The organism is Mycobacterium sp. MMS18-G62 (assembly GCF_053877835.1).
In genome coordinates this window covers 3680656-3697998 of record NZ_CM132662.1, presented here as the reverse complement: position 1 = coordinate 3697998, position 17343 = coordinate 3680656, and the positions used below count along the sequence as shown (strand labels likewise).

The 17343-nt window shown below is 66.6% G+C and carries 18 protein-coding genes; 7 read left to right on the top strand and 11 right to left on the bottom strand.

Annotated elements, in window-relative coordinates; translation table 11 throughout:
* The first annotated feature begins 106 nt into the window (after window positions 1-106).
* Complete coding sequence (locus ACWW36_RS18400; protein ID WP_456137418.1) at window positions 107-1228, top strand: PQQ-dependent sugar dehydrogenase; 1122 nt, start codon at window positions 107-109, stop codon at window positions 1226-1228.
* Window positions 1229-1601: 373 nt separating this feature from the next.
* Window positions 1602-3056 (top strand): hypothetical protein, encoded by a 1455-nt coding sequence (locus ACWW36_RS18395; RefSeq protein WP_456137417.1) that lies wholly within the window; start codon window positions 1602-1604, stop codon window positions 3054-3056.
* A 10-nt stretch (window positions 3057-3066) separates the two neighbouring features.
* Here ACWW36_RS18395 and gatB read toward each other — a convergent pair whose 3' ends face one another.
* Complete coding sequence (gene gatB / locus ACWW36_RS18390) at window positions 3067-4572, bottom strand: Asp-tRNA(Asn)/Glu-tRNA(Gln) amidotransferase subunit GatB (RefSeq protein ID WP_456137416.1); 1506 nt, start codon at window positions 4570-4572, stop codon at window positions 3067-3069.
* Window positions 4569-5069 carry a MarR family winged helix-turn-helix transcriptional regulator gene (locus tag ACWW36_RS18385; RefSeq protein WP_456137415.1) on the bottom strand — a complete coding sequence of 167 codons (501 nt, stop codon included), beginning with the start codon at window positions 5067-5069 and terminating at the stop codon, window positions 4569-4571. Before ACWW36_RS18385 ends, gatB begins: the two co-directional genes overlap by 4 nt.
* Before the next feature lie 71 nt (window positions 5070-5140).
* Between ACWW36_RS18385 and ACWW36_RS18380 the strand changes: the two genes are divergently transcribed.
* Both ACWW36_RS18380 and ACWW36_RS18375 read left to right on the top strand, forming a co-directional pair.
* Entirely contained in the window at window positions 5141-5836 is a 696-nt protein-coding gene (locus ACWW36_RS18380) for an NAD(P)-dependent oxidoreductase (RefSeq protein ID WP_456137414.1), read from the top strand.
* Entirely contained in the window at window positions 5836-6186 is a 351-nt protein-coding gene (locus ACWW36_RS18375; RefSeq protein ID WP_456137413.1) for a DoxX family protein, read from the top strand. Before ACWW36_RS18380 ends, ACWW36_RS18375 begins: the two co-directional genes overlap by 1 nt.
* 66 nt (window positions 6187-6252) lie before the next feature.
* Here ACWW36_RS18375 and ACWW36_RS18370 read toward each other — a convergent pair whose 3' ends face one another.
* The 3 genes from ACWW36_RS18370 to gatC form a co-directional block, all read right to left on the bottom strand.
* A complete protein-coding gene (locus ACWW36_RS18370; protein ID WP_456137412.1) occupies window positions 6253-7284 on the bottom strand; it encodes an ATP-dependent 6-phosphofructokinase in 1032 nt (343 codons plus the stop codon).
* Between the two features lie 17 nt (window positions 7285-7301).
* Entirely contained in the window at window positions 7302-8786 is a 1485-nt protein-coding gene (gene gatA, locus ACWW36_RS18365) for an Asp-tRNA(Asn)/Glu-tRNA(Gln) amidotransferase subunit GatA (protein WP_456137411.1), read from the bottom strand.
* Window positions 8787-8850: 64 nt separating this feature from the next.
* Entirely contained in the window at window positions 8851-9150 is a 300-nt protein-coding gene (gatC, locus tag ACWW36_RS18360; RefSeq protein ID WP_456137410.1) for an Asp-tRNA(Asn)/Glu-tRNA(Gln) amidotransferase subunit GatC, read from the bottom strand.
* A gap of 73 nt (window positions 9151-9223) precedes the next feature.
* Between gatC and ACWW36_RS18355 the strand changes: the two genes are divergently transcribed.
* On the top strand, window positions 9224-9883 hold the full coding sequence (locus tag ACWW36_RS18355) for an amino acid-binding protein (RefSeq protein ID WP_456137409.1): 660 nt from the start codon (window positions 9224-9226) through the stop codon (window positions 9881-9883).
* A 12-nt stretch (window positions 9884-9895) separates the two neighbouring features.
* Here ACWW36_RS18355 and ACWW36_RS18350 read toward each other — a convergent pair whose 3' ends face one another.
* Window positions 9896-10150 (bottom strand): hypothetical protein, encoded by a 255-nt coding sequence (locus tag ACWW36_RS18350; RefSeq protein ID WP_456137408.1) that lies wholly within the window; start codon window positions 10148-10150, stop codon window positions 9896-9898.
* A 62-nt stretch (window positions 10151-10212) separates the two neighbouring features.
* Complete coding sequence (gene ligA / locus ACWW36_RS18345) at window positions 10213-12285, bottom strand: NAD-dependent DNA ligase LigA (RefSeq protein ID WP_456142543.1); 2073 nt, start codon at window positions 12283-12285, stop codon at window positions 10213-10215.
* 74 nt (window positions 12286-12359) lie between these two features.
* Between ligA and ACWW36_RS18340 the strand changes: the two genes are divergently transcribed.
* Together ACWW36_RS18340 and ACWW36_RS18335 are read left to right on the top strand one after the other, a co-directional pair.
* A complete protein-coding gene (locus ACWW36_RS18340) occupies window positions 12360-12764 on the top strand; it encodes an MmcQ/YjbR family DNA-binding protein (RefSeq protein WP_456137407.1) in 405 nt (134 codons plus the stop codon).
* Window positions 12765-12801: 37 nt separating this feature from the next.
* Complete coding sequence (locus tag ACWW36_RS18335) at window positions 12802-14409, top strand: 4-coumarate--CoA ligase family protein (protein WP_456137406.1); 1608 nt, start codon at window positions 12802-12804, stop codon at window positions 14407-14409.
* Here the strand turns inward: ACWW36_RS18335 and ACWW36_RS18330 are convergent.
* From ACWW36_RS18330 to ACWW36_RS18315, 4 genes are all read right to left on the bottom strand, one after another.
* Window positions 14395-15267, bottom strand: a complete 873-nt coding sequence (locus tag ACWW36_RS18330; RefSeq protein ID WP_456137405.1) for a hypothetical protein — start codon at window positions 15265-15267, stop codon at window positions 14395-14397. The two genes, ACWW36_RS18335 and ACWW36_RS18330, sit on opposite strands and share 15 nt — an antisense overlap.
* 122 nt (window positions 15268-15389) lie before the next feature.
* Entirely contained in the window at window positions 15390-15716 is a 327-nt protein-coding gene (locus ACWW36_RS18325; RefSeq protein WP_456137404.1) for an ArsR/SmtB family transcription factor, read from the bottom strand.
* Complete coding sequence (locus ACWW36_RS18320) at window positions 15713-16207, bottom strand: SRPBCC family protein (RefSeq protein ID WP_456137403.1); 495 nt, start codon at window positions 16205-16207, stop codon at window positions 15713-15715. Before ACWW36_RS18320 ends, ACWW36_RS18325 begins: the two co-directional genes overlap by 4 nt.
* A gap of 74 nt (window positions 16208-16281) precedes the next feature.
* Window positions 16282-17292: a methionine synthase gene (locus ACWW36_RS18315; RefSeq protein ID WP_456137402.1), complete on the bottom strand. Its 1011-nt coding sequence runs from the start codon at window positions 17290-17292 to the stop codon at window positions 16282-16284.
* Between the last annotated feature and the right edge of the window lie 51 nt (window positions 17293-17343).

The following is a 17343-nucleotide window of genomic DNA, read 5'->3' as shown; positions in this document are numbered from 1 at the left end:
CGAGCATTGGCGCGGCTCTTTCGGCACTCTATTCGCGGGCTTTGTCAAGTGTCTTCGGTGAGGTGCGCGTGGCGCGCAGGGCCAAATAATCCGTAACCTGGCTCGCATGAGACAGCGCCGGCGCATGCGGGGTGTGTTTGTCCTGTTGTGTGCGGCGTTGCTCGTGGGGTCCGGCTGCGCGCGTTTCGACCAGGCTCAGTCGCAGCCGTTCACCACCGAACCCGAGCTTGCGCCGGGACAGACGTCGACGCCTCCACCCCCGCCCCCGCTGCCGCCCAAGCCGTTCCCGAAGGTCTGTCCTGCTCCCGGTGTGATGCAAGGCTGCCTCGAGAGCACCAGCGGGCTGATCATGCTGCCCGACAGCCAGTCGGCGTTGGTCGCCGAGCGCACCACCGGCGCGATCAAGGAGGTGTCGGTCAGCGCCGAACCCAAGGTCAAGATGGTTATCCCGGTCGACCCCAGCGGCGACGGCGGCCTGATGGACATCACGATGTCGCCCACCTACTCCCAGGACCGGCTGATGTACGCCTACGTCAGCACGCCCACCGACAACCGGGTCATCCGCATCGCCGACGGCGACGTCCCCAAGCCGATCCTGACCGGCATACCGAAGGGCGCCACCGGCAACATGGGGTCGTTGATCTTCACCAGCCCGACCACTCTGCTCGTGCAGACCGGCGACGCAGGCAATCCCGCCATGGCCGCCGACCCGGGTTCGCTGGCGGGCAAGGTGCTGCGCATCGAGCAGCCGACGACGATCGATCAAGCCCCGCAGACCACCGCGCTCTCGGGCATGGGTGCCGGCGGCGCAATGTGCATCGACCCATCCGACCACTCGCTCTACGTCACCGATCGCACGCCGACCGCCGACCGGTTGCAGCGGATCACCAAAGACTCCAAGGTGTCGACGGTGTGGACGTGGCCCGATCGTCCCGGCGTAGCGGGTTGTGCGGCATTGGACGGCACGGTGCTGGTCAACCTCGTCAACACGAAACAAACCGTCGCGGTCCGGCTGGCACCGGACACCGGCGCGGTCACCGGCGAACCCGAGGTGATACGCCAGGACCAGCACGGTCACGCGTGGGCGCTGCAGTTGTCGCCCGACGGCAACGTCTGGGGCGCCACGGTCAACAAGACATCCGGCGACGCCGAAAAGCTCGACGACGTCGTCTTCCCGCTGTTCCCGCAGGGCGGCGGCTTCCCGCGGAGCAACGCGGACAACACATAGTGGGCTAGCTGCAGGCGGCCGTGGTCGCGCCAATGTGGGCAGGGCCCAACGCCATCCGGGTTGGTTGTGAAATGCGTCACACCCGCAGGGCCTATGCATCCGCGCTCGCCATGGCTGAAAGAGGGAGCGTCGGGGCTGGCTCCCCGGCACGTGCCTGCGACGATCCCGCAACCCGTGGTGTCTTCCGTCTGCGTGGCCAGCTAGTAGGCGGATAAGGAAGCCACCGCAACACCGTGCCGCGGAGTTGAACCAACCCACCTCGGGCCTCGTGTGCGTGAGTGAGTCTCGGTGTGACGAGCCCAGCTACTTTGCGCTGCAGTGCGTTTCACCGGTGCTTTCAGCAACGACGCTGCTTGTTCCGAAAGGGCCCTCTGTGACGCGCAATTCACCCAAGACTCTGATCGCAGCCACCATGGCCGCAGGCGCGTTGGCATCTACTGGCGTGAGCCTCGCAGGGCAGACGCCTGTCGCGCTGACGACGCCGTCGGCTCTGCACACCCCGATTCCGTTGGTGCAGAACATGTCCGGGCCGGCGTCACTGACAGCGAAGATGACGCCGAACAGCTTGATAGCGGCCGCTCAATCCGGGCCTAACCCGGACGGTGACGCCTCGGTGCGCGGGACCGCCATGATCTCGGGATCTGATGTCACCTCGGCCGCTTCGGATAGCGTGGATAGCTCCACCCAGTTGCCGTCACGCGGCGCGCAGGCCGTATCGGAGCCGACACCATTCCGGCCGGTGCACACGAGCGGCGGTGCCGTCGGGCACATCGGCTCAGGCACCAATAAGGTTGCCGCGCCGACGATTTCATCGGGCGCGGAAAATGCCGCTCCTGCGGCGGCCGGCCCCAACCCTCTCGACCTGATCGGCGCCGTTGTCGGCATATTCATCCGCAACGGCGGGCCGGGCGAGAATGGCGGCCTGCTGATCGGCAACGGTGGTGACGGCCTGCCGGGCCAGAACGGCGGCAACGGCGGACTGTTGTTCGGCAACGGCGGCAGAGGCGGCGACGGCCTCCCCGGCCAGAACGCAGGCAACGGTGGCAACGGCGGGTTGTTCGGCAACGGCGGCAGGGGCGGCGACGCCCTCACCGGTCTGCGCGGCGGAAATGGCGGCAACGCAGGACTTGTGGGCCACGGCGGTGACGGCGGTAACGGCGGCGATATCAGCACCTCAGGAGGAGTCGCCGCGTTCGGCCGCGACGGCGGAACAGGCGGCAATGGCGGCCGCCTGCTTGGCGACGGCGGCAACGGCGGCAACGGAGGTACGGGCCAGGCAGCTGATACGGGCGGCAGCGTTGGCGGAGTTGGCGGAACAGGCGGCAACGCCGGCATGTTCGGCAATGGCGGCACCGGCGGCCAGGGCGGAACTGCCACCACGGCCACGGGCACCGCGAGGGGTGGCCGTGGTGGCACCGGCGGGCAGGCCGGCGTAGTCGGCAACGGCGGCAACGGCGGCACGGGAGGCGCGGCCGACAGCAGCAAGGGCAATGCCGTTGGCGGAAACGGTGGTGACGGCACCAACGGTGGCCAGATCACCGGCACCGGCGGGATGGGCGGCAACGGCGGCAACGGCCACACCGCAGGAACCGCAACCGCCACCGGCGGCAACGGGGGCAATGGCGGCAACGGCGGGCCGGGTCAGAGCGGCGGCGCCGGAGGCACGGGCGGCAGCGGACAAGCTGCTACCGGCACCGGGATCGGCGGCAACGGCGGTACGGGTGGCCTCGGCGCCGGAGGAGGCGCAGCGGGTCAGGGTGGCGGTGGATCGGGAAGTGATCCGGCGAGCCACAACGGCACTAACGGCTCCCCCGGAGCACACGGGTGACCGTCAGCCGCTAACTGCAGGCGGCCAGCACCAGTTCGCGCACGCGCGCCGCGTCGGCCTGGCCCTTGGTGGCCTTCATCACCGCGCCGACGATCGCACCCGCGGCCTGCACCTTGCCGCCGCGGATCTTCTCGGCGATGTCGGGGTTGGCCGCCAGCGCCTCGTCGACCGCGGTCTGAAGCGCAGAATCGTCGCGAACGACTTCCAGCCCACGGGCCTTCATCACCTGGTCGGGTTCACCCTCACCCGCGAGCACGCCTTCGACGACCTGGCGCGCCAACTTGTTTGACAGCTTGCCGTCATCGACGAGCTTGGCCACCGCGGCCACCTGCGCCGGGGTGATCGGCAATGCGTCCAACTCAACGCCTGCTTCATTGGCCTTCTGCACCAAGAAGTTTCCCCACCATGCGCGAGCCTGCTCACTTGAGGCGCCGTGCTCGACGGTGGCAGCGACCAGTTCAATTGCTCCGGCGTTGACGAGATCGCGCATCACCTCGTCGGAAATGCCCCAATCTTGCTGAATACGCTTGCGCCGCAACCACGGCAGTTCGGGCATCGTCGTGCGCAGTTTCTCGATGAGTTCGGCGTCCGGTGCCACCGGCTCCAGATCCGGTTCGGGGAAGTACCGGTAATCCTGCGCGGTTTCCTTGCTGCGGCCCGGCGAGGTATAGCCATCCTCGTGAAAATGCCGGGTTTCCTGGTGCACCCGGCCACCGGCATCGAGAACCGCTGCCTGACGGCGCATCTCGTACCGAACCGCGACCTCGACACTCTTCAGCGAGTTGACGTTCTTGGTTTCGGTGCGGGTGCCGAACTCCTTCTGGCCGGTCGGCTTGAGAGAGACGTTGGCGTCGCAGCGCATCGAGCCCTGATCCATGCGCACATCGGAAACTCCCAACGCCCGCAAGAGATCTCGCAGCGCGGTCACATACGCGCGGGCGATCTCCGGCGCCCGAGACCCGGCGCCCTCGATCGGTTTGGTGACGATCTCGATCAGCGGCACACCCGAACGGTTGTAGTCGATCAGCGACGTCGTCGCTCCTTCGATGCGCCCGGTCTCACTGCCAAGGTGGGTCAGCTTGCCGGTGTCTTCCTCCATATGGGCACGCTCGATGTCCACCCGCCAAGTGGTGCCGTCGTCGAGGGGTACCTCCAGGTAGCCGTTGATCGCGATCGGCTCGTCGTACTGCGAGATCTGGTAGTTCTTCGGCATGTCCGGATAGAAGTAGTTCTTCCTGGCGAACCGGCACCACGGCACGATCTCGCAATTCAGCGCCAGGCCGATGCGAATGGCCGACTCCACCGCCTCCTGGTTGAGCACCGGCAGCGACCCGGGCAGCCCGAGGCATACCGGGCACACCTGAGAGTTCGGCTCGGCGCCGAATTTGTTGGCACAGCCGCAGAACATCTTCGTCGCGGTGGACAACTCGACGTGTACCTCGAGCCCCATTACGGGTTCGTAGCGTGCCACGACGTCGTCGTAGTCGATGAGTTCGGCGGCGGAGGTGGCGGTCATGTGGGCGAGTTTAGTGTGGGCGGCTCGCCGAGTTTGGGGTGCACGCCCGGGCTGAGACCAAGCGCCGCGGCCACACGCTGCAGCATCCCCAACAGGTCCGCCCGTTCCTCGGGCGACAGTGCGGCGGTCACGTCGTCCTCCAGCGCGTCGGACTGTTCTTCCAGCGCAGGCAGCAAGTCATGCGCCTTGTCGGTGAGCGTGACCGCGAACGCGCGACGGTCGTCCGGGTGTGGCCGCCGCTGTACCAGGCCCTGCTGCTCAAGGGTGTCGATAAGGTTCACCATGACGTTGCGGTGCAGGCCCAGCCGTGCCGACAACTGGCGCTGGGATTGGCCGTCATTGGCGGCGAGTGCAAACAGAATGGCGTTGACCCGCGGATGCACGCCCAACGGCGCCAGCCGCCGCTTCGCATCGTCGGCGACGTACGAGCCGAGTTGCGATAAGAGAAACGGAATCCGCTGGTCAAGTTCGGCGATGCCGTCGGCGCGCTCGCTCACATCGTCAGGTTAGCACTGTTAGTGATTGTCACGTAGAGTGATGATCACTAACAGTGACTATCTTGGAGGTAATGATGCGACTCGTCGTTTTTGGGGCCAACGGTCAGACAGGACGCCTGATCACCCGGCAAGCGCTCGACGCGGGCCACACCGCTGTGGCGGTCACGCGCCGGCCTGAGGACTTCCCCATCGCGGACCCGGCGCTGACAGTCGCGGGTGCCGACGTTCACGACGCCGCGGCGCTGGTCGATATCGTCGCCGGGGCCGATGCGGTGGTGTCCACGCTCGGTGTGTCCTTTACCCGCGAGCCCGTCGACACGTATTCGGTCGGCACGGCCAACATCGTTGCCGCCATGCGACAGACGGGGGTGCGTCGGCTCGTCGTAGTCAGCTCGACCGCGGCGTATCACTATCCGGGCCGGACTGGGGCGCCGTTTGCACTGCGGGTGATCGAACCGGTCATGACAAAGACGCTCGGCAAGACGGTCTACGACGACGTCCGGCGGATGGAAACTATCGTCCGCGACAGCGGTCTGGATTGGACGATCGTGCGCCCGTCAGGTCTGTTCGACCTGCCGTATGTCACCGAATACATTGCGGGAGAGGTGGATCCGGTCGGCGCATATACATCGCGCACTGATCTGGCCGACTACTTGCTGAGCCTGGCCGGGCGTTCGGGCCTGCGTGAAACCGTGACGATCTCCACGACGGCGGACACCCCGACGATGTGGCAGATGATCCGGCGCGAAGCGTTCAAGAGCGCATGATGACGACCGCCTACCTCACCGTGACACTCATCGCCATTGCCGCGAACGGCTTCTCGGGGATCGCGGCATTGCTTCACTTCCAGCCGATCATGCCGGGGATGGCGAAGGCCGGTGTACCCGTATCGTGGCTCACCTTCCCAATCGGCACACTGAAAACCCTTGGCGCACTGGGGCTCGCGGCAGGTTTGATGTTCCGCCCTTTCGGTGTCTCGGCCGCCATCGGTCTGGTGCTGTTCTTCGTCTGCGCGGTCTATACCCACATCCGCGCGAACGACTACAGCGTGCAGTTCGGGCTGGCGATCGGGTTCTTGGCGCTGAACGTCGCCGCTCTGGCGCTATCCGTCGGGTGAGCAGACGCAAAATGCTCGAAATCCGCGGCGTGTCGGGTGATTTTGCGTCTGCTCGCGGAATGGAAGTTAGCCGAAGAACTCAGCGGCGTCGTCGTATCGGCTCTGCGGCACCAGCTTCAGCTGGCGGACCGCGTCGGCCAGCGCGACGCGGCCGATGTCCTGGCCCCGCAGCGAGACCATCATTCCGTACTCGCCGGCGTGGGCGGCGTCGGCGGCATTGACGCCGAACCGGGTGGCGAGCACACGGTCGAACGGCGTCGGCGTGCCGCCGCGCTGCACATGCCCGAGCACGGTCACCCGCACTTCCTTGTTGATGCGCTTCTCGACCTCGATTCCGAGTTGTTGCGCGACGCCGGTGAAGCGCTCGTGCCCGAACTCGTCGATGCCGCCCTGCCGCAGCTGCATCGTGCCCTCGGCGGGTTTCGCGCCTTCGGCCACCACACAGATGAAGTGTGAATCGCCGCGCACGAAGCGCTGCTTGATCAGCCGGCACACCTCTTCGACGTCGAACGGCTGCTCGGGGATCAGCGTCATGTGGGCACCGGATGCCAGGCCGGCGTTCAACGCGATCCATCCGGCGTGGCGGCCCATCACCTCGACCAGCATCACCCGCTGATGCGATTCGGCGGTGCTGTGCAACCGATCGATCGCCTCACTGGCGACCATCAGTGCGGTGTCGTGCCCGAATGTCACGTCCGTGCAATCGATGTCGTTGTCGATGGTCTTGGGCACCCCAACCACGGGAACATTCTCTTCTGACAGCCAGTGCGCGGCGGTCAGCGTGCCTTCGCCGCCGATCGGGATCAGCACGTCGATGCCGTTGTCGTCCAGCGTCTGCTTGATCTGGTCGAGCCCGGCGCGCAGCTTCTCCGGGTGCACCCGCGCGGTACCCAGCATCGTGCCGCCCTTGGCCAGCAGCCGGTCGTTGCGGTCATCGTTGTGCAGCTGGATCCGCCGGTTCTCCAGCAGCCCGCGCCAGCCGTCCTGGAAGCCAACGACCGAAGACCCGTATCGCACGTCGCAAGTCCGAACGATCGCCCGGATCACCGCGTTCAGCCCTGGACAGTCGCCCCCACCGGTCAGTGTTCCGATGCGCATGCCCCCATCCTCCCCTGTTACAGCGCCGTTGGCAGCGGACCTCGCGCAGCTTCATATGCGGCCCCGACCCGATAGAGCCGGTCGTCGGCCAGCGCGGGCGCCATGATCTGCAGGCCGACCGGCAGGTTGTCGTCGGGCGACAAGCCCGACGGCACCGACATCCCACAATGGCCGGCAAGGTTCAGCGGCAGCGTGCACAGGTCGAACAGGTACATCGCCAGCGGGTCGTCGACCTTCTCCCCCAGCGGGAATGCCGTCGTCGGGGTGGCCGGTGAGATCAGCACATCGACCTTCTTGTAGGCCTCGTCAAGGTCACGGGCGATCAGCGTGCGCACCTTCTGCGCCTGGTTGTAGTAGGCGTCGTAGTACCCCGCCGAAAGCGCGTATGTGCCAATCATGATGCGGCGCTTGACTTCTGGACCGAAGCCGGCCGCCCGCGTCAATGCCATCACCTCTTCGGCGCTGTGCGTGCCGTCGTCACCGACCCGCAGGCCGTAGCGCATCGCGTCGAAGCGCGCCAGGTTCGACGACACCTCCGACGGCAGGATCAGGTAGTACGCCGGCAGCGAGTAGTCGAAATGCGGGCAGTCGACCTCGCTGACTTCGGCGCCCAGCTTGGTCAATACCTCGACGGCTGCGTTGAACGAGGCCAACACACCGTCCTGATAGCCGTCGCCACGCAACTGCTTGACCACGCCGATCCGCACACCGTTCAGATCACCAGACGCGCCCTGCCGCGCGGCGGCGACGACGTCGGGCACCGGGGCGTCGACAGATGTCGAGTCCTTCGGGTCGTGGCCGGCGATCACCTGGTGCAGCAGCGCGGTGTCGAGCACCGTACGCGCACAGGGTCCGCCCTGGTCCAACGACGACGCGCATGCGACGAGGCCGTACCGGGACACGGTGCCGTAGGTGGGCTTCACCCCGACGGTGGCCGTCAAGGCGGCGGGCTGGCGGATGGATCCGCCCGTGTCGGTCCCGATGGCCAGCGGCGCCTGGAACGCGGCCAGCGCCGCAGCACTGCCGCCACCCGAACCGCCTGGCACGCGGTCGACGTCCCACGGGTTGCGGGTCGGGCCATAGGCCGAGTTCTCGGTGGATGACCCCATCGCGAACTCGTCCATGTTCGTCTTGCCCAGGATCGGGATGCCAGCCGCGCGCAGTCGCGCAGTCACTGTCGCGTCGTACGGCGACGTCCAGCCCTCGAGGATCTTCGATCCGCAGGTGGTCGGCATGTCGGTGGTGGTGAACACGTCTTTCAACGCCAGCGGCACACCGGCCAGCGGCGACGGCAGCGCCTCATCGGCGGCCACGGCCGTGTCGATCCGCGCCGCCTGCGCCAGCGCCTGCTCCTCGGCCACATGCAGGAATGCGTGGTACTTGTCGTCGGTCTCGGCGATCCGATCCAGGCACGCCTGTGTGGCCTCTGTCGACGAGATCTCCTTCGCAGCGATCTTTTCGCCTAGCGTGGCCGCATCCAACCGAATCAGGTCTTCCCTCATGCCTCGGCTCCCGCTCGCTCCGGTCCTCGCTTCGCTGCGATCCTCACTCGCGCTCGCCTTCGGGTCATTCCGCTTCTCCCAGAATCCGCGGGACGGCGAATCGGCCGTCGACCGCCTTGGGCGCTTGCGAGAGCGCTTGGTCCTGGGTCAGGCACGGCTCGACCTCGTCGGAGCGGAACACGTTGACGTCCTTGAGCGGGTTGCCGGTCGGGTCGACGCCGGTGACGTCGACGGCCTGGATCTGGCTGACATGGCTCAGGATGGCGTCGAGTTGGCCGGCGAAACTGTCCAACTCGTCCTCGCTCAAAGCGAGGCGGGCCAGGCGCGCCAGATGGGCAACCTCATCTCGGGAGATCTGTGACACGACTCCCGAGCCTAGTCACCGGCGGACATCGCCCGGAATGCTGACCCGCAGGCGCTGTGCAACAGTGTTGCGCGTGCCTACGTATCTACTACGGGTCGAACTCGAGGATCGACCGGGCAGCCTCGGCTCACTGGCCGTCGCGCTCGGGTCGGTGGGCGCTGACATCTTGTCCCTCGACGTGGTGGAACGCGCGTCGGGGTACGCGATCGACGACCTCGTGGTCGAGCTTCCGGCGGGCGCCATGCCCGACATGCTGATCACGGCCGCCGAAAACCTCAGGGGTGTCTACGTCGACGCCATCCGGCCGCATACCGGGCTTCTCGAGGCGCATCGCGAGCTGGAACTCATCGACCATGTCGCCGCGGCCGACGGGAAAGAGAAGCGGTTGCAGGTGCTGGCCGACGAAGCGCCACGAGTGCTGCGCGTCGGATGGTGCACGGTGGTGCGGCAGAACGACTCGGGGCTGCAGCGCATCGTCGGCAGTCACGGAGCGCCGGAAACACATATGGAACGGGTGCCGTGGCTTCCGCTCGATCACGCCGAAGCCCTTGACGCACGGGCGGATTGGGTGCCGCAGGTGTGGCGCGACATGGACAGCACACTCGCGGCGGCGCCGCTGGGCGCCCACGACACCGCGATGGTGCTTGGCCGCGCGGGAGGCCCGGAGTTTCGGCCGTCTGAGGTCGCTCGGCTGGGCTATCTGGCCGGGATCGTCGCCACGATATTGCGCTGAGGCTGAGGTGGTTCAGCCTCCCGCGGGCACGGGATAGCGGTCGTTGACGTCGGCATTGGTGTCCTTACGCGCGCAGTGGGCACAGCAGAAGATGCCGTCCGGCGTTTCGACGCCGTGACCCAGAATCCGGCAACCGCAATGCGCACACTCCGGTGCCAGTTGAACCGCAGCGCACTCGACGCTGTCGAACGTCGCGCTGCGCCCGTCGGGCCAGGTGACGGTGAAAGCCTTGTCGTAGTGGTTTCCGCAGGTATCGCAGATCGACATCACAACTCCCTCGTCCTCGTCGACAAGCCGGGTTCCCGGTCGATGTCGACCACAAACTCGGCTCAGACGCCGTCGGGACCGTTGTCCAGCAGCCTGCGGAATCCGTCCTCGTCGAGGATCGGTACACCGAGTTCGACGGCTTTGTCGTACTTCGAGCCCGGCGAATCGCCGGCCACCACATAGGCCGTCTTCTTCGACACCGAACTGGCCGCCTTGCCCCCGCGGGCGACGATGGCTTCCTTGGCGTCGTCGCGGGAAAACCCGGTCAGCGACCCGGTGACGACGATCGACAGCCCATCGAGCGTGCGGGGGATGCTGGTATCGCGTTCGTCCTCCATCCGCACCCCGGCAGCGCGCCACTTGTCCACGATCGCCATGTGCCAGTCGACGGCGAACCATTCCTTGACTGCGGCCGCGATCGTCGGGCCGACGCCCTCAACGGCCGCCAGCTGTTCCTCCGACGCGGAGATGATCGCGTCAAGGCTGCCGAATTCAGTGGCCAGCGCGCGCGCCGCCGTCGGCCCGACATGGCGGATGGACAGCGCGACGAGCACCCGCCACAGCGGCCGAGTCTTGGCCTCGTGCAGGTTGATCAGCAGCCGCGCACCGTTGGCGGAGAGATTGCCGTCCTTGGTTTTGAACAGATCGGTGCGCAGCAAGTCGTCGCTGACGATGGTGAACAGGTCGCCCTCGTCGGTGATCACGCCTGATGTCAGCAGCGCGATCGCGGCCTCGTATCCCAGCCCCTCGATGTCGAACGCACCCCGGCCGGCGAGATGAAAAACCCGCTCCCGCAACTGCGCTGGGCACGATCGCGAATTCGGGCAGCGGATGTCGGCGTCGCCCTCCTTGGCCGGTGCGAGTTTGGTACCGCATTCGGGACACGTTGTGGGCATTTCGAATTCGCGTTCGGTGCCGTCGCGCAGGTCGACGACGGGGCCAAGCACTTCAGGGATCACGTCGCCGGCCTTGCGGATCACCACGGTGTCGCCGATCAGCACGCCCTTGCGCTTGACTTCCGACGCGTTGTGCAGGGTGGCCAGCCCGACGGTCGACCCGGCGACCTTCACCGGCTCCATGTATGCGAACGGAGTGACCCGGCCGGTCCGCCCGACGTTCACGCGGATATCGAGGAGCTTGGTCGTGGCCTCCTCGGGAGGGTACTTGTAGGCGACGGCCCAGCGTGGCGCGCGCGACGTCGAGCCAAGCCGGCGTTGCAGCGCGATCTCGTCGACTTTGACCACCACACCGTCGATTTCGTGTTCGACGTCGTGGCGGTGCTCGCCCCAGTAAGCGATGTGCTCGGTGACTCCCTCGATGCCTTTGACGCGCGACGTGTGCTCGGAAACCGGCAGCCCCCACGCCTTCAACGCCCGGTAGGCGTCGTGCAGGGTCTTTGGGCTGAAACCTTCAGCGTGGCCGAGACCGTGGCAGATCATGCGCAGCTTGCGGCGCGCGGTGACCGCGGGGTTCTTCTGCCGGAGTGAGCCGGCGGCGCTGTTGCGGGGGTTGGCGAACGGCGGCTTGCCTTCGGCGACGAGACCGGCATTGAGGTCTTCGAAGTCGGCGACCCGGAAGAACACTTCGCCGCGGACCTCGAGGACCCGCGGGGTCGGGAATTCCTTGGATTCCGTGAGCTTTTCGGGCACGTCGCTGATGGTGCGGGCGTTTAGCGTGACGTCCTCGCCGGTGCGGCCGTCGCCGCGGGTGGCCGCGCGGACAAGCCGCCCTTCGCGGTAGACGAGTGCGAGCGCGACTCCGTCGATCTTGAGCTCGCACAGGTAGTGCGCGTCGTCGCCGATCTCACCGCGGGTGCGCGCGGCCCAGGCGGCCAGCTCGTCCGGCGCGAACACGTTATCCAGGCTCAGCATCCGCTCGAGGTGCTCGGCCGACGTGAAGTCGGTGGCAAACCCCGCGCCGCCGACAAGTTGGGTCGGCGAATCGGGCGTGCGCAGCTCGGGATGGGCGTCTTCGAGCGCTTCCAGTTCGCGTAGCAGCTTGTCGAATTCGGCGTCGGAGATGATCGGTGCGTCGCGGACGTAGTAGCGGAACTGGTGCTCGCGCACCTCATCGGCGAGCTCTTGCCAGCGGCGGCGCAGGTCGGCGTCGGGGGCTTCGTCGGCCTGCTCGGCCAGTACGGTTTCCGGCTTCTTCGGGCTCACCCTCGCAGGCTATCCGAGCCGCCCGACACAGCCGTTACGCTGGCGACATGCCGCACCCGATCATGTTCCGCGACGACGACCTCGGGCTCGCGGAGGTGCGGGGGATCGCGCTGGGCTTCCCGAAGGCGTTCGAGAAGATCTCGTGGGGCAGGCCCGTGTTCTGCGCGCCGAAGATGTTCGTGATGTACGGCGGCAGCGCCAAGACGGACGTCAAGGGCGAGTACCTCCAGTACCCGTATTCGATCCTGGTCAAGGTCGACGAGAGCGACCGAAAGGCCCTCGAACAAGACAGCCGATTCTTCTTCCCGGCGTACATGGGCCCGTTCGGCTGGATGGGCCTGGACTTCGCGGCAAGCAAGAAGGTCGACTGGGACGAGGTGCGCGAACTCGTCGACGCGTCGTTCCGGTTGATCGCGCCGAAGAAACTCATCAAGGAGCTCGACGAAGTTTGACCAGTCAGCGGCGGACCATGATTCGATCGGAGACGCGATGAGTTTTTCGAGCCCCTTCCCCGAGGTCGAGATCCCCTCGACCAGCGTGTACGACTATCTGTTCGACGGGATTGACGATGTCGACCTCGGCCGGGTCGCACTGATCGATACCAAGTCGGGTCGGCAGACCAGCTATCGCGAGATGATCGGCCGCGTCGACACGTTCGCCGGTGCGCTGGCCGGCCGCGGCATCGGTGTCGGCGACGTGGTCGCACTGTTGGCCCCCAACAGTTCGGCGTTCGCGGTCGCCTTCCACGGCATCCTGCGTTCCGGCGCGACGGCGACGACGATCAATGCGCTGTTCACTGCCAAAGACATCGAAAAGCAGCTCCGCGATTCCCAGGCCAGGATGCTGATCACCGTGACGCCGCTGCTGGCCCACGCCGAAGAAGCCGCTGCGGCTGCCGGCCTCGCCGATGCCGACCTCGTGGTGCTCGACGGCGAGGGGCAGGATGCCGGCCGTCATCCCAATGCGGCCGACCTGCTCGCGGCGGGATCGCCTGCGCCGCAAGTGAACTTCGCCCCGTCGTCGCATTTGGCGGTGCTCCCGTACAGCTCCGGCACCACGGGCAACCCGAAGGGTGTGATGCTGACGCACCGCAATCTGGTCGCGAACGTCGCGCAGATCCGGCCGCTGCACGGGATCGTCGAAAACGACGTGATCCTCGCGGTGCTGCCGTTTTTTCATATCTACGGAATGACCGTTCTGCTCAACGCCGCGCTGCATGCGCGCGCCAAGCTGGTGATCATGCCGAGCTTCGACCTGGGCGAGTTCCTCGGCAACATCCAAAACCACAAGTGCACCATCGCGTTCATCGCGCCGCCCGTCGCCGTCGCGCTCGCCAAGCACCCGCTGATCGACGAGTACGACCTGTCATCACTGAACACCGTGATGTCGGGCGCAGCCCCGTTGGACGCCGACCTCGGTCACGCGGTCGCAAAACGGCTCGGCTGTCGCGTCGTGCAGGGCTACGGGATGAGCGAGCTGAGCCCGGTCAGCCACATCACGCCGTTCGACGGCGGCGTGCGGAACATGGGGATGGTCGCGCCGCTGAGCTCGGTCGGATGGACGGTGTCCAACGCCGCGTCCAAACTCATCGATCCCGAGACCGGCGCCGAAATCGACCCGCCCGCAAAGGGTCTCAGCGAGACCGGTGAGCTGTGGTTCAAGGGGCCCAACGTGATGGCCGGATACCTGAACAACGAAGAGGCCACCCGGGATACCGTCGATGACGAAGGTTGGCTGCACACAGGGGATTTGGCGCAGGTCGACGCGTGCGGCTGCGTCTACATCGTCGACCGGCTCAAGGAGCTGATCAAGTACAAGGGCTACCAGGTCCCGCCGGCCGAGCTCGAGGCGCTGCTGCTGAGCCACCCATCGATCGCCGACGCCGCGGTGGTCGGCGTCAACGACTCCGAAGGCGAAGAGGTGCCGAAGGCGTTCGTCGTCAAGCAATCTGGCGCCGAGCTGACCGAGGACGAGGTGATCGACTTTGTCGCCGGGCAGGTCGCGCCGTACAAGAAGGTGCGGCAGGTCGAGTTTATCGAGGCGATTCCGAAGTCGGCCTCAGGGAAGATCCTGCGCAAGGATCTACGTTCGGGTTAGCACCTCGGCGTCGCGTGTGGCCTTGGCTTGCCGGTAACCGAGAACAGCGCCGGCGGCAGGGATGACGATCAATCCGGCCAAGCCCCACAGTGGATCAGTCCAGTCGAGCGAGGGGGCGATGGCCAGCTGCGGGACGAGGCGCTGCGGGTGGACGCGATCGCTGGGGGCCGGCGGAATTTCTATCGGAGGCGGCGGAGGCGGTGCTGGCGCGATCTCGGGCAGAATGAAATACGGCCGCGTTGGCTCCGGGGCGTGCGTCTGAATTCCCGGCGAGCGGCCGTTGCCGACAACCACTCGCGGCGGCTCTACCGCCGTGGCGGTCGGCGGGCCCGAGACGTCGGCGCCCGAGACGGTGTCTGAGCCGGGGCCGTCGGCTGGGGTCTGCGGCGCGGGCGCCGAGTTATCCGAGGCTTGCGAACCAGTATTTGTCTGCGGTGCCAGCGACGAGGTGCTGCTACGGCTGGTACTGGTGCTCGTGCTGCGTTGGTTGCTATCACTGCCCGATGTCGACTTCTGACCGTCGCCGCCATCCCACTGGCTGCCGTCACCCCACCGGTTGCGATCGGCCCTTCGGTCGCCGCCACCGTTGTAGTCACGGTCGCCGCCATCGCGGTCACCGCCGAAGCCGCCGTCGCGATTATCTCCGTAGCTGCCACCACGGTCGCCACGGTCGCCGTCACGGTCGTCGCCGCCGTGCTTCCACCCGCCACGGTCGTCTCCTCCGCCGCGGTGATCGGAGCGATTCGAATGCGACCCGCCGGGATCGGCGATGGCCACCGACGCGGTGGGTCCGCCCACCATCACGACAGCCGCGACAACTCCGACACCCGCCGCCAGGCGCAGGTTCGACGGGCCCACAGTTTCCTCTTTCGCGAATAGCAAAGACGAGCACAAGATCGTTTTCACAGCATTGTTGCACGGGGTCACTGCGAAAACCCAGTCTCTTTTACGAACGCGAAAAAATCGTTAGCGAAAATTACCTAATTCTCGTCTTCTACGAACGCGCGCAACCTTTCGATAGCCCGGTCCCACCGGTGCGACAACGCGGTGAGGTATTGGCTCGCCTCCGCCAGCGGCTCGGGCTGCATCCGCCAGATGCGTTCCCTGCCATTGCGCTGACTGCTCACCAGCCCGACCGCCTCCAGCAGCAGAAGATGTTTCGTCGCGGCTTGGCGGCTCACCGGAACCGCGTGCGTGATTTGCGACGTCGAGCATGGACCGCCGTCGCACAACCGTGTGACGATGCGCAGGCGATTGGGGTCGCCGAGTGCGTCAAATAACGGCGCGTTGGCGACGGATACGCTCACACCTTCTCGCTGAGTGCGAGATATTTCCGAACCAATTCGGTTTGCTTGGCCCAGCCCTTGCTGTTGTTCTCGAACGCCGATGCCCGGCGGTCGGCAGGGATCGCATCGAACCCCGACTCGACGATGCGCAGCAGAACGCCGTCGGCGGTCTCGTCGAGGGTGAACTCGACCAGCGTGGTCGGCTCTTGCGAGTAGTCGGTGTCGGGTTCGACGGCGAATGGGTGCCACCTGAACGCCAGCCGGCGCTGCGGCTCCACCGCGACGATCTGCCAGGCACTCGACTTGCCCGCATGCGGTTCCTGCATTTTGGCCACCTCGTCGTCGACGGTTGTCGGCGTCATCACGCCGGTGACCGACGCACCCGCGACGAACGGCCCGTCGAAGCGCACGCCGAACCAGCGGCCGAACTCCTCGGCATCGCTGATCGCCCGCCAGACCCGCTCCAGCGACGCCCGAAGCAGTACTTCCTTTTCGATCCGATCCGTATCCATATGCAACCTCCTAGTTGCGTTTTACCGTATACGTCGTCGGCGCAACGCGCAACCTTTTGGTTGCGCTTATGGGATTAGATCGCGTCCGGGTCGTCGCCGAACGCGTCGGCCGCCTTCTGGGCCAACTCGATGGCAGCCCGCGCCCACTCGGCCGTCGCACCTGCCAATCCGCATGCGGGCGTGACACCGATCCGCTCACGCAGTACCGAGCGGGGAAATCCGAGTCGGTCGGTGATGGCGACCGCCGCCTTGGCGATCTCTTCAGCCGACGGCCGACCGGCAGGCGCCGTCGACGACACGACGCCCAGCATCACGGTGCGGCCGGAGTCGACGAACTCCCCCACCCCGTCGAGATCAGCGGCCGTCAACGTCGAAACGTCGACCGACACCGCGTGAACAGTGCTGCGCTGCAACATCTTCCACGGCAGTCCGGCAGCGCAGCTATGCAGAGCCACGTCGGCGCCCGCGGCCGCGACGCAATCGTCGAGCAGCGCGGTGGCCACGGACTCGTCGACCGGGTGCACCGGCGTCAGGCTCGTCACCCCGGCCAGCCGGCCTTCGAGCGCAGCCGGTAGGGACGGCTCGTCGAACTGCACCACCACCGAAGTGTCCAGCCGACGCGCCAGGTGCGCGCGATGGACGGCCACACCTTCGGCCAGCGAAGCCGCGAGATCCCGCAGTGCGCCGGCGTCCGTGATGGCCCGGTGACCGCCGGGCAGCTCGAGCTGGGCGGCCAGCGTGATCGGTCCTGGCGCTTGCACCTTGACCGTGCGCGTTCCGCCACGCAGGCCCGCCTTCTCCCACGCTTCTTCGAGTGCGTCGATGTCCTCGTCGAGCAGACTGGCCGCCCGGCGAACGACCGCGCTGCGGCCGGAGGCAATGCGGTAGCCGCGCGGCACGGTGTCGATTCCGATGTCGACCAGCAGCGCACCGGCTCGTCCGATCAAGTCAGCGCCGACGCCACGGTCCGGCAGTTCCACCAGATGCGTGAGCCTGTGCAGTTCGCCGACGACGATCTCCGCGGCTTCGCGCGGCGACGATCCAGGCCACGACCCGATGCCCGTCGCTGCGGCGAAAACATTCACTCGTTGAACAGTATTCGATCGGGCTACGCTCGGGCCGGGAAGGGGACGACG

What these genes read in the sequence shown, in the direction of transcription:
- ACWW36_RS18375 (WP_456137413.1), top strand. Translation starts at nt 5,836, where the DNA reads ATGACGACCGCCTACCTCACCGTGACACTCATCGCCATTGCCGCGAAC.
- ACWW36_RS18370 (WP_456137412.1), bottom strand. Translation starts at nt 7,284, where the DNA reads ATGCGCATCGGAACACTGACCGGTGGGGGCGACTGTCCAGGGCTGAAC.
- ACWW36_RS18335 (WP_456137406.1), top strand. Translation starts at nt 12,802, where the DNA reads ATGAGTTTTTCGAGCCCCTTCCCCGAGGTCGAGATCCCCTCGACCAGC.
- ACWW36_RS18320 (WP_456137403.1), bottom strand. Translation starts at nt 16,207, where the DNA reads ATGGATACGGATCGGATCGAAAAGGAAGTACTGCTTCGGGCGTCGCTG.
- gatB (WP_456137416.1), bottom strand. Translation starts at nt 4,572, where the DNA reads ATGACCGCCACCTCCGCCGCCGAACTCATCGACTACGACGACGTCGTG.
- ACWW36_RS18350 (WP_456137408.1), bottom strand. Translation starts at nt 10,150, where the DNA reads ATGTCGATCTGCGATACCTGCGGAAACCACTACGACAAGGCTTTCACC.
- ACWW36_RS18340 (WP_456137407.1), top strand. Translation starts at nt 12,360, where the DNA reads ATGCCGCACCCGATCATGTTCCGCGACGACGACCTCGGGCTCGCGGAG.
- ACWW36_RS18380 (WP_456137414.1), top strand. Translation starts at nt 5,141, where the DNA reads ATGATGCGACTCGTCGTTTTTGGGGCCAACGGTCAGACAGGACGCCTG.
- ACWW36_RS18400 (WP_456137418.1), top strand. Translation starts at nt 107, where the DNA reads ATGAGACAGCGCCGGCGCATGCGGGGTGTGTTTGTCCTGTTGTGTGCG.
- gatA (WP_456137411.1), bottom strand. Translation starts at nt 8,786, where the DNA reads ATGAGGGAAGACCTGATTCGGTTGGATGCGGCCACGCTAGGCGAAAAG.